The sequence below is a fragment of the Variovorax sp. P4_D9 genome, assembly GCF_056401695.1.
In genome coordinates this window covers 1-10,815 of sequence record NZ_JBFUIU010000282.1, presented here as the reverse complement: position 1 = coordinate 10,815, position 10,815 = coordinate 1, and the positions used below count along the sequence as shown (strand labels likewise).

At 70.7% G+C, this 10,815-nt stretch carries 13 protein-coding genes; 6 read left to right on the top strand and 7 right to left on the bottom strand.

Annotated features, from left to right (window positions below):
- Positions 1 to 783: AEC family transporter (locus AC1DY5_RS26790; RefSeq protein ID WP_478116319.1), on the top strand; the 783-nt coding region annotated here is incomplete at its 5' end.
- A gap of 7 nt (positions 784 to 790) precedes the next feature.
- On the opposite strand, the gene pdxH is transcribed toward AC1DY5_RS26790, so the two are convergent.
- Positions 791 to 1,438: a pyridoxamine 5'-phosphate oxidase gene (gene pdxH, locus AC1DY5_RS26785; protein WP_478116317.1), complete on the bottom strand. Its 648-nt coding sequence runs from the start codon at positions 1,436 to 1,438 to the stop codon at positions 791 to 793.
- Between the two features lie 40 nt (positions 1,439 to 1,478).
- Here pdxH and AC1DY5_RS26780 point away from each other — a divergent pair, with 40 nt between their 5' ends.
- On the top strand, positions 1,479 to 2,048 hold the full coding sequence (locus AC1DY5_RS26780; RefSeq protein ID WP_478116315.1) for a nucleotidyltransferase family protein: 570 nt from the start codon (positions 1,479 to 1,481) through the stop codon (positions 2,046 to 2,048).
- Here AC1DY5_RS26780 and AC1DY5_RS26775 read toward each other — a convergent pair.
- Together AC1DY5_RS26775 and AC1DY5_RS26770 are read right to left on the bottom strand one after the other, a co-directional pair.
- Positions 2,045 to 2,581, bottom strand: a complete 537-nt coding sequence (locus AC1DY5_RS26775) for a superoxide dismutase family protein (RefSeq protein ID WP_478116313.1) — start codon at positions 2,579 to 2,581, stop codon at positions 2,045 to 2,047. The genes AC1DY5_RS26780 and AC1DY5_RS26775 overlap by 4 nt on opposite strands.
- Positions 2,582 to 2,588: 7 nt before the next feature.
- On the bottom strand, positions 2,589 to 3,221 hold the full coding sequence (locus AC1DY5_RS26770; protein WP_478116311.1) for a gamma-glutamylcyclotransferase: 633 nt from the start codon (positions 3,219 to 3,221) through the stop codon (positions 2,589 to 2,591).
- Between the two features lie 150 nt (positions 3,222 to 3,371).
- On the opposite strand from AC1DY5_RS26770, the gene AC1DY5_RS26765 reads away from it, so the two are divergent.
- The 4 genes from AC1DY5_RS26765 to AC1DY5_RS26750 all read left to right on the top strand — a co-directional run bounded on the left by AC1DY5_RS26765 (position 3,372) and on the right by AC1DY5_RS26750 (position 7,225).
- A complete protein-coding gene (locus AC1DY5_RS26765; protein WP_478116310.1) occupies positions 3,372 to 3,902 on the top strand; it encodes an OmpA family protein in 531 nt (176 codons plus the stop codon).
- A 116-nt stretch (positions 3,903 to 4,018) separates the two neighbouring features.
- Positions 4,019 to 5,857 carry a phosphogluconate dehydratase gene (gene edd / locus AC1DY5_RS26760; RefSeq protein WP_478116308.1) on the top strand — a complete coding sequence of 613 codons (1,839 nt, stop codon included), beginning with the start codon at positions 4,019 to 4,021 and terminating at the stop codon, positions 5,855 to 5,857.
- Positions 5,848 to 6,489, top strand: a complete 642-nt coding sequence (gene eda / locus AC1DY5_RS26755; RefSeq protein WP_478116307.1) for a bifunctional 4-hydroxy-2-oxoglutarate aldolase/2-dehydro-3-deoxy-phosphogluconate aldolase — start codon at positions 5,848 to 5,850, stop codon at positions 6,487 to 6,489. The genes edd and eda overlap by 10 nt, the downstream gene beginning before the upstream one ends.
- Positions 6,490 to 6,499: 10 nt before the next feature.
- Complete coding sequence (locus AC1DY5_RS26750; protein ID WP_478116306.1) at positions 6,500 to 7,225, top strand: haloacid dehalogenase type II; 726 nt, start codon at positions 6,500 to 6,502, stop codon at positions 7,223 to 7,225.
- A 14-nt stretch (positions 7,226 to 7,239) separates the two neighbouring features.
- On the opposite strand, the gene gloA is transcribed toward AC1DY5_RS26750, so the two are convergent.
- From gloA to AC1DY5_RS26730, 4 genes are all read right to left on the bottom strand, one after another.
- On the bottom strand, positions 7,240 to 7,650 hold the full coding sequence (gene gloA, locus AC1DY5_RS26745; RefSeq protein WP_478116304.1) for a lactoylglutathione lyase: 411 nt from the start codon (positions 7,648 to 7,650) through the stop codon (positions 7,240 to 7,242).
- 50 nt (positions 7,651 to 7,700) lie between these two features.
- Positions 7,701 to 8,387 carry an ABC transporter ATP-binding protein gene (locus AC1DY5_RS26740; protein WP_478116302.1) on the bottom strand — a complete coding sequence of 229 codons (687 nt, stop codon included), beginning with the start codon at positions 8,385 to 8,387 and terminating at the stop codon, positions 7,701 to 7,703.
- Positions 8,384 to 10,018 (bottom strand): ABC transporter permease, encoded by a 1,635-nt coding sequence (locus tag AC1DY5_RS26735; protein WP_478116301.1) that lies wholly within the window; start codon positions 10,016 to 10,018, stop codon positions 8,384 to 8,386. The genes AC1DY5_RS26740 and AC1DY5_RS26735 overlap by 4 nt, the downstream gene beginning before the upstream one ends.
- A partial coding sequence (locus AC1DY5_RS26730) for an extracellular solute-binding protein (protein ID WP_478116300.1) occupies positions 10,018 to 10,815 on the bottom strand: 798 nt, incomplete at its 5' end. The genes AC1DY5_RS26735 and AC1DY5_RS26730, both read right to left, overlap by 1 nt.

Below are 10,815 nucleotides of genomic sequence, written 5' to 3'. Positions count from 1 at the left end.
GAGCAGCTGAGCCTGAAGCCGGTGGCGGCCTATTTCGTCGCCGCCGGCTTGATCTTCGCGGCCACCCTGGTGTGGCGCGGCTTCCACCGCACCGGCGTCGTGCTGGCGCTGGCCAACACCTACAGCAACACCGTGATGATCGGCATCGCGCTCGTCGGCCTGGCCTATGGGCCCGAGGGCATGGTGGTGCTGCTGACGCTGATCTCCCTGCATTCGCTGGTGCTGCTGACCAGCGCCACCGTGTTCCTCGAGGTCGCGCTGGCGCACGAGGACGCGCAGCGCCTGGCATCCGGCGGCGAAGGGCGGCCGCCGATGGCGCGCACCGTCGGGCGCGCCTTGCGCCACGCGATCATCCATCCGGTGCAGGCGCCGATCCTGCTGGGCCTGTTGTTCGCGCAGACCGGGCTCGCGATCCCGGCGGTCCTCGAGCGGCCGATCGCCCTGCTGGGGCAGGCCTTCAGCCCGGTGGCGTTGATGCTGGTCGGCATCACGCTGGCGCTGACGCCGGTCGGCCGGCACTGGCGGCAGGCGCTGGTCCATGCCTCGATCAAGAACCTCGTGCATCCGGCGCTGGTCGCCGCGTTCGGAATGGCCTTCGGCCTGAGCGGGTTGCCGCTGACCGTGATGGTGGTGGCGGCGTCGCTGCCGATTGGCGCCAACGTGTTCCTGTTCGCGCAGCGCTATCGGACCTCGGAAGGCTTGATCACCGCCAGCGTGGTGGTCTCGACGGTGATGGCGCTGGCCTCGGTCTCGGTGGTGATGGCGCTCGCGGGCCGCCTGTGAGGCCTCGTCAGGGTGCCAGCCGCTCGCGCACCCAGGCGCCGCCCTCGGCGCGATAGCGCAGCCGATCGTGCAGCCGGCTCTTGCGCCCCTGCCAGAATTCCCAGCGGTCGGGCAGCAGCCGGAAGCCGCCCCAATGCGGCGGCCGCGGCGGCGAGAGCAGGTGCTTCGCGGCGTGTACCGCGGCGTTCTTGACCAGCACCTCACGTCCGCTGATGACCTCGCTCTGCGGACTGGCCCAGGCGCCGATGCGGGAGTCGAGCGGGCGGCTCGCGAAGTAGGCGTCGCTCTCGGCGGCATCGACCTTCTCGACCCGGCCCTCGATGCGCACCACGCGTTCGAGCTCGACCCAGTGGAATTGCAGCGCCGCGTAGGGATTGCCGGCCAGCTCCTGGCCCTTGCGGCTCTGGTAGTTGGTGTACCAGACGATGCCGCGGGCGTCGTAGCCCTTGATCAGCACGATGCGCGTCGACGGGCGCAGGTCGCCGCCGACGGTGGCCAGGGTCATGGCGTTGGGTTCTGGCACCTGGGCATCGATCGCCTCGGCGAGCCAGCGTTCGAACTGGTCGAGCGGGTCGGCGGCGCTGTGGGTTTCGTCGAGCTCGGCGCGCTCGTAGCTCTTGCGCAGCGCGGCCAGCGATTCATTGGATGAACTCATGCCGCGATTGTTGCCCAAGCGCAGCGGACATACTGCGGCCATGAACGCCGCCACGCCCGAATTCCGCCCGCCGACCGTCATTGTTCTCGCTTCGGGACGCGGCGAGCGCTTCCGCGCCGCCGGCGGCGAAGGCCACAAGCTGAGGGCGCCGCTGGCCGGCGCCACCGTGCTCGAGCACACGCTGGCCGCGGTGCGCGCGAGCGGCCTGCCCTGGCACCTGGAGGACGTCGGGCACCCGGGCATGGGTGACTCGATCGCCGCCGCCGTGCGGGCCACGGCCGGCGCCGCGGGCTGGCTGATCCTGCCGGCCGACCTGCCGCTGGTGCAGCCCGCGACCCTGAACGCCGTGGCGCGTGCGCTGGGTCCGGTGCTGGCGGCGCAGCCGCACTACTGCGGCCAGCGCGGCCATCCGGTGGGCTTCGGACCGCAGTGCTTCGAGCCGTTGTCGCAGCTGTCGGGCAACCAGGGCGCCGCCCCCGTGCTGCGTGCGCTCAGGGAGGCCGGGCAGGTGGCCGACATCGAGGTCGACGACATCGGTGTGGTGACCGACATCGACACCCCAGAAGAACTCGCGCGCGCCGAGGCCTTGATGAAGGCCCGGCTGGGCTAGTTCCGCGCGATTATCCCGCAGGCGATTCGGGGGCCCGAGTTGCCGGCGGGCTGGGTCGTGAAGTCGTCGCGGTCGCGGTGCACCACCAGCGCCCGGCCGATCACGTTGTTGGCGGAGCCCTCGGTCAACGAGATGTTGTGCACTTCGACGCTGAAGCGCGCCACGCCGGCGGCATCGGCCACCAGGCTCGGCAGCTCGCCCGCATGGCTGCCCGGGGCGGCGAACTTGCCATGGGTGCCGCCGGTCGGGTTGAAGTGCCCGCCCGAGGCGTTGCCGTTGTCGCCGCAGTCGCCCTTTTCATGGATATGGAAACCGTGCTCGGTGCCCGGCGCGAATCCGCGCACCTCGCCCTTGACCCGCACGCCGTGCTCGATCGCCGTGAAGCTCACTTTGCCAACGGTCGGATTCGGCGAGATCGCGCCGGTCGGCGCCAGCTCGGCGGTGGCTCCGGCCTTGGGGCCGAGGGTGCCGCAGGCGGCGAGCAAGGCGGCCACCGAAACGGCGAGGGCGGGGGTGATAAGGCGAGGGCGCATGTTGCGGTTACTCCTTGGTGTCTTTGGTTGAGGCTGACCCGGAAGGGTATAGCTGAGCGAGCCGCTCGACGCTGTCGGTCGGGGCCGACAGGCGGGAATCGGCCAGCTTGACCAGCCGCGCCAGCGCGGCGTCGTGGATCGCGTGCCGCCGCAGCTCCAGCAGGGTCTGCTGGGCATAGTCGAGCGAACTGCCGTAGCGGCCGACCGCGTTGGCGAAGATGTGGGCATAGCGTTCGTCGCTCAGTTCACCGGTGAAGTTCGGGCTGCGCCGCGACAGCGTGAAGGCCAGCGCCTGAACGGTCGAATGCGGCGTCGCGCATTCGAGCCAGCGCGGGTCGTAGACGCCGGTGGGCATCTCGCGCAGCCAGAGCCGGCCGAGCGTCTCCAGCCCCTGGGCGGCCGGCACCCTGAAGACCATGCCGCGGCAACTGCCGCCCGACAGCAGGCCGAACACCAGCCCCGGATTGTCGACCGTGCCGCGGTTGACCCGGCTCCACATCTTCAGCGCGCGGTGCCAGCCGTGGACCCGGGCCGGATGCCGTTCGATGAACCCGAAGTCGGGCCGCCAGATCAGCGAGCCGTAGCCGAACAGCCAGAGATCCTCGTGGCCGCCCCATTCGGCGATCACGCGTTCCAGCATCGGCTGGGGATCGCGCAGGGGCTTCGGCAGGGGGTCCAGGCCAGGCGGCCCGGGGTCGCCGCCCGGGGCTCGGACGGCGGCACCTACAATTTGGCGGTCATGGTTCACCGCACCATTATTTACCGACCCCTCAACTACGGAGACCCGCCCATGTCCGCCACCAGTGACGACGAGAGTCAGCAGAACTTCATCCTCGCCTTCGTGCTCGGCCTGATCGCGCTGGTGATCCTGTTCGTGATCGCGATGGTGCTCTACACCCGCAGCCACACGCAGGGCCCGGCGCCCGTGGCCGCGGCCACGCGGACCACGCTGGCGGTGGTCACCGAGACCGTGACGGTGGTGATTCCCGACGGCGCCAGCATCCGGGTCGTCGGCGGAGTCGTGAACTTCTATTTCGCAACTGCCAGCGCCGATCTGGCGCCGGGCGCCGCCGAGGCCCTGGCGGCGGTGATCAAGGGCGTCGAGAGCGGCCGCAAGGCGGTCATCTCGGGCTTCCACGACACCACCGGCGACCCGGCGATCAACGAGGCGCTGGCCAAGAAGCGCGCCGAGATGGTGCGCGACGTGCTGACCGGCCTGGGCGTGCCGGCCGACAAGGTCGAGCTGCAGAAACCGGCCGTCACCACCGGCACCGGCAACAACGCCGAGGCCCGCCGCGTCGAAGTCAAGCTGGTGGACTGAAGCCGCAGCGTGCCCCTCAGAAAAAGCCCGGTCCGTCCGGGCTTTTTCATGTGGGCTTGTTACCATGCAACTCCGAGCCGCCCCATGCTGGCTCACCGGCAGAGCGACAAAGCCCCATGACCACTCATCCCACCGTCCGCGCTGTCACCGAGCGCATCCGCGCGCGCAGCCTGAAGCTGCGCAGCGCCTACCTGCATGACCTGGCCGAGATCCGCGGCCGCGACCGCGGCTCCGACCGCATGGGCTGCGCCAACGTGGCGCACGCGGTGGCCGGCATCCCGGCCAACGACAAGTTCCGGGTGGTGAGCGAACGCGCACCCAACATCGGCATCGTCACCGCCTACAACGACATGCTGTCGGCCCACGCCCCGTACCAGGGCTACCCCGACATCGTCAAGCACGAGGCCCGCCGGCTCGGCGCCACCGCCCAGGTGGCCGGCGGCGTGCCTGCGATGTGCGACGGCGTCACCCAGGGCACGCCCGGCATGGAGCTGAGCCTGTTCAGCCGCGACGTGATCGCGATGGGCACCGCGGTGGCGCTCACGCACGACATGTTCGATGCCGCACTGCTGCTCGGAGTCTGCGACAAGATCGTGCCCGGCCTGCTGATCGGCGCGCTGCACTTCGGCCACTTGCCGACCGTCTTCGTGCCCGCCGGCCCGATGCCTTCGGGCCTCTCGAACACCGCCAAGTCCAAGGTCCGCGAGCAGGCGGCGCAGGGCCTGGTCGGCCGCCAGGGCCTGCTCGACGCCGAGATGCAGGCCTACCACGCGCAGGGCACCTGCACCTTCTACGGCACGGCCAACAGCAACCAGATGCTGCTCGAAGCGATGGGTCTGCACGTGCCGGGCTCGGCCTTCATCCAGCCCGGCGACACCATGCGCGAGGCGCTCACGCGCGAGGCGGTCCGTACCGTGCTGGGCCGGGCCTCCGATTCGGCTTTCGCGGTGCCGCCGATCGGAGAACTGGTCGACGAGCGCGTGATCGTCAACGCCATGGCGGCGCTGCTGGCCACCGGCGGCTCGACCAATCACCTGATCCACTGGGTGGCGGTCGCGCGGGCCGCCGGCATCCTGATCGACTGGAACGATTTCGCCGAGTTGTCGGAGGTGGTGCCGCTGCTGACGCGGGTCTATCCCAACGGCGTCGCCGACGTCAACGGCTTCCAGGCCGCGGGCGGCCCGGGCTTCGTGATCGGCGAACTGCTCGACGCCGGCCTGATGCATGCCGACGTGCTCAGCGTGCGGGCCGGGGGCATCCGCGAATTCGCCGGCATCCCGGTGCTGGCGGGTGCGCCCGCGGACGAACGGCCGCTCAAGTGGGAGTCCGCGGCGCCTTCGAAGGACGACACGATCGCGCGGCCGGTCTCGGCGCCCTTCAGCGCCACCGGCGGACTCAAGCTGCTGCAGGGCAACCTGGGCCGCAGCGTTATCAAGATCTCGTCGGTGCCGGCCGACCGCCACGTGATCGAGGCGCCGGCGCGGGTCTTCGATTCGCAGGCCGCGCTGCAGCAGGCCTTCACGGCTGGGGAACTGGAGCGCGACGTGGTCTGCGTGGTGCGCTGGCAGGGCCCGCAGGCCAACGGCATGCCCGAGCTCCACAAGCTCACGCCGCCGCTGTCGGTGCTGCAGGGCAAAGGCTTCCGGGTGGCGCTGGTGACGGACGGCCGCATGAGCGGCGCTTCGGGCAAGGTGCCGGCCRCGATCCACGTCTCGCCCGAAGCCGCCGCCGGTGGGCCGCTGGCCAAGGTGCGCGACGGCGACCTGATCCGCCTCGACGGCGTGGCCGGTACGCTCACGGTGCTGCTGCCCGAGGACGAATGGGCGGCGCGCGAGACCGCCACGATGCCCGACCAGGCGCGCGCCGCCAACGGTCGCGGCCTGGGCCGCGACCTGTTCGCCGGCATGCGGCGCAATGCATTGACTGCTGAAGAAGGAGCCTGCACATGGCTGTGAACGATTCGATTTCCGCGCTCGACGTGATGCGCGACGCCCCGGTGATTCCGGTCATCGTGCTGCACGACGTCAAGGACGCGGTGCCGCTGGCGCGCGCGCTGGTGGCCGGCGGCATCCGCATGCTCGAGGTGACGCTGCGCACCCGCGAGGCGCTCGAGTGCATCGAGCTGATCTCCAAGGAAGTGCCCGAGGCCGTGGCCGGCGCCGGCACCATCCGCAGCGCCGCCGACGCCCAGGCTTCGGCGCTGGCCGGTGCCCGCTTCGGCGTCAGTCCGGGCTACACCCGGGCGGTCGGCAAGGCCTGCCACGACCTCGGTCTGCCGCTGCTGCCCGGCGTCGCCACCGGCAGCGAGATCATGATGGCCCAGGAAGACGGCCTGACCGAACTCAAGTTCTTTCCGGCCGTGCAGGCCGGCGGCCTGGCGATGCTGAAGGCCTGGCAAGGGCCCTTCGGCGACGTCAAGTTCTGCCCCACCGGCGGCATCCATGCCGGCAATGCGCACGAGTTCCTCGCGCTCTCCAACGTGGCCTGCGTCGGCGGCTCGTGGATCGTGCCGACCGATGCCATAGCGGCCGGCGACTGGGGCCGCATCGAGGCGCTGGCGCGCGAGGCCAGCCAACTGGCGCGCTGAGGGCCCGGGCATGGGAGAGATCCTGGAAGGCAGCGAGCTGAAGGTCATCGCCTTCGACGTCTTCGGCACCGTGGTCGACTGGTATTCGGGCATCGCCGCCGAGGCCGAGCGGCTGCTGCCCGGTGTCGATGGCGGCGCTTTTGCACTGGCCTGGCGCGCCGGCTACCAGCCCGCGATGAAGGGCGTGATGGAGCGCCTGGCGGCAGGCGAGGGCGGCTTTACGCTGCTCGACGAACTGCATATGGGCATCCTCGGCGATGTGCTGCGCGATTTCGGCGCCACCGATCTCGACGCCGACAGGAAGCGCGAGCTCAACAAGGCCTGGCACCGGCTGCCGGCATGGCCCGATGCGGTCGAGGGGCTGGCCCGGCTCAAGCGCAAGTACACCATTTGCACGCTCTCCAACGGCAACATCGGCCTGCTCACCGAGATGGCCAAGCGCGCCGGCCTGCCCTGGGACTGCGTGCTTTCGGCCGAGGTGTTCAAGGCCTACAAGCCGGATCCGCGCACCTACCTCGGCGTCGCCGCGGTGTTCGACGTCACGCCGGGGCAGGTGATGCTGGCGGCGGCGCACCACGACGACCTGGCCGCAGCGCGTGCCTGCGGATTGCGCACCGGCTACATCGAGCGGTCGCGCGAGTTCGGACCGGCGCGGCCCAAGGACGTCTCGCCGCGGCCCGAGAACACGCTGCATGCGCGCGACATTGGGGCGCTGGCGGATCTGCTGGGCTGCTGATTCGCTGCGCCGCCTCAGCGCAGCCCGCCGCCCGCCCCGCCTTCCGCCCGCTGTATCAACTCGATCTTGTACCCATCCGGATCCGTCACGAAGGCGATCACCGTCGTGCCGCCCTTGACCGGCCCGGCCTCGCGCGTCACGTTGCCGCCGGCCGCCTTGATCTTCTCGCAGGCCGCATAGGCGTCGGGCACGCCGAGCGCGATGTGGCCGTAGGCGGTGCCCATCTCGTAGCTCTCGGTGCCCCAGTTGTAGGTCAGCTCGATCTCGGCCTGGGCCGGATTGCCCTCGTAGCCGACGAAGGCCAGGCTGTACTTGTATTCGGGGTTCTCCGAGGTGCGCAGCAGCTGCATGCCCAGCACCAGGGTGTAGAAATCGATCGAGCGCTGCAGGTCGCCGACGCGCAGCATGGTGTGGAGGAGTCGCATATCGTGGTCGTCAGGTTGATGTGGCGAGATTGTCGCGCCACTGCCGTCCTCTAGGTGTGCAAAGGGGCGCCCCGGAGGGTCAGCCGGGCCTCGCGCATCACGCCGATGCGGTCGGCCATGACCTGCGCTTCAGCCTCGTTGTGCGTCACCAGCACGGCGGTCTGGCCGGCCGCCTTGAGGATCTCGCGCACCTCGACCGTCAGGCGCTCGCGGGTGCTGCCGTCGAGGTTCGAGAACGGCTCGTCGAGCAGCAGCAGCGCGGGTTCGGGCGCCAGCGCGCGGGCCAGGGCGATGCGCTGCTGCTGGCCGCCCGAGAGCTGGTGCGGATGGCGCTCGCCGGCATCCGGCAGGCCGACCAGCGCGAGCATCGCGGCCACCCGCTCCCGTTGCGCGTCACGCGGCCAATGGCGCAGCCCGAAGGCGACGTTGCGGGCCGCGTTCAGGTGCGGGAACAGCGCGTACTCCTGGAACATCATGCCGACGCGGCGCCGCTCGGGTGGCAAGTGGACGTCGGGCGAGGACAGCAGCACGTCGCCGAGCCGGATGCGGCCCGCGCGTACCGGCTCGAAGCCGGCGATCGCGCGCAGCACCGTGGTCTTGCCGCAGCCCGACGGGCCGAGCAGGCAGCCGATGTCGCCGGCGTCCAGCGCCAGCGAGAAGTCATCGACCACCGTGTGCAGACCGCGTTGGCCTTCGTAGCCCAGGCGCAGCTTTTCGATCGAAAGCGATGCACTCATGTTGCGGCCTCCGAAAGCCCGTTGCGTGCCAGCAGCACGACCGGCAACAGTCCCGCAAGCACGATCGCCAGCGCAGCGATGGCGCCTTCCTCGTAGGTGCCGCGCGCGGCCTCGGCGTAGAGCCAGGTGGCGAGCGTGTCGAAGTTTGCCGGCCGCAGCAGCAGCGTGGCCGGCAGTTCCTTCATGGCGTCGACGAACACCAGCAGCGCGCTGGCGGCGATGGCCGGCCGCAGCAGCGGCAGGTGGACGCGGCGCAGCGTGCCGCCGGGGCTTTCGCCGAGCAGGCGGGCAGCTTGCTCGAGCGCCGGCGGGATACGCGCCAGGCCGGCCTCGATGCCGCCGACGGGCATCGCGAGGAAGCGGATCGCACAGGCCACCACGAGCACCATGCCGGCGCCCATCAGCGGCAGGCCGGGGTGGCCGATCAGCGTCGCCAGCGCGGCATCGACAGCGAGCGCGGGCGTCAGCAGCCCGATCGCCAGCACCGTTCCCGGCACCGCGTAGCCCAGCGTGGCGACGCGGCCTGTCCAGCGCCCGCGGTTGCGTGTCGAGCCTTGCGACCGCACCGCCCAGGCCACGACCAGGCCGGCCGCGACCGCGACGGCGGTCACGCCGGCGGCCACGCCGAGGGTGTTGACCAGGCTCGAGACCAATCCGGTGGAAATGCCGCCGCCGAGTCGCAGCCGCTTCGTCGTTTCCCACGCCAGGTACAGCGCCGGCGCGGCAAAGCCGATCAGCACCGGCAGCGCGGCCGCGCCGGTGGCCAGCCAGGCGGCCATGCCATGCAGCCGGCGCGGCTGGATGGCGCGCATGCGCTGCGCAGAGCCGAAGCGCTGGTGCCGCCGGCCGTGGCGCTCCAGCAGCACCAGGGCGATGACCACGAACAGCATCGCGGACGCGATCTGCGCCGCGCCCGCAAGGTCCGAGCGGGTGATCCAGGTGGTATAGACCGCGACCGTGAGCGTCTGGATGCCGAGAAACTCGGAGGCGCCGATGTCGTTGAGCGTCTCGAGCAGCGCCAGGCTCAGTCCGACCGCCAACGCCGGCCGGGCCAGCGGCAGCGCGACGCGGAAGAAGGCGCCCGTGCGGCTCTCGCCGAGCGATCGGGCGGCCTCCAGCAGGTGGGCGGGCTGGGTCATGAACATGGCGCGTGCGGTCATGTAGACGTAAGGGTAGAGCACGAAGCCGAGCACGAAGATGGCGCCGGGCATGGAGCGCAGGTCGGGCAGGCGAAACTGGCGCGGGCTGTCGAAGCCCAGCAGCCAGCGCAGTGCGCCCTGGACCGGACCCAGCGGATGCAGCAGGTCGAGGTAGGCGAAGGCCACGATGTAGGTCGGCATCGCCAGCGGCAGCAGCAGGGCCCAGTGCAGCACGCCGCGGCCCGGGAAGTCGCAGCTGCTGACCAGCCAGGCGCAGCCGGTGCCGACCACCAGCACCAGCAGCCCGACGCCGGCCAGCAGCACGGCGGTGTCGAGCGCGGCCTGCGGCAGCACATGGCGGGCCAGGTGGGCCCAGTGGCCCATGCCCGAACCGAAGGCGAGCCACAACAGGCTCAGCACCGGCGCCAGCACGCCCAGTGCAATCGACACCGAAGCGGTCCGCCAGACCGGGCCGACGGACCGCAGGCGCATCACTGGTCGAACGCGACCTTGTCCACCAGCGCGCTGGCCTGCTTGCGGTACCTGGCGAGCTCGGCGATCGGCAGCGGATCGACCTGGAGCTCGCCGATGCTGCTGGCGATGATCGGGTCGAGCGCAACGCCCTTGCGAATCGGGAACTCGTAGTTGGCTTCGGCGTAGAGCACCTGCGCCGGTGCCGACACCAGGAACTCGAGCAGCTTGACCGCGTTGGCGCGCTGCGGTGCGTTCTTCGCCACCGCGGCGCCGCTGATGTTGACGTGCGTGCCGCCGCCCTGCGCGAATGTCGGCTTGAGCACCTTGATGGCATCGCCCCACTTGCGTGCGTCGGTGCCTTCCTTGGCGCCCTTCAACTGGCCGACATAGTAGGAATTGGCCAGGCCGATGTCGCAGATGCCGCCGAGGATGTCGCGCGCCACGTCGCGGTCGCCGCCGGTGGCCTTGCGCCCGAGGTTGGCCTTGACCCCGCGCAGCCACTGCTCGGCCTTGGCCTCGCCCTCGTGGGCGATCAGCGCCGACACCAGGGCCACGTTGTAGGGGTGCTGGCCCGAGCGGATGCAGACCTTGCCCTTGTATTTCGGATTGGCGAGGTCTTCGTAGCGGAACGAACTCAGCGGCAGCTTCTTGTCGGCATACAGCACGCGGGCCCGCATCGACAACGCGAACCACTGGCCGTCGGTGCCGCGCAGGTTGGAAGGGATCGCCGCGTCGAGCGCGGCCGACTTCACCGGCTGGGTGACGCCGCCGTCGACCAGGTCGACCAGGTTGCCGATGTCGACCGTCATCAGCAC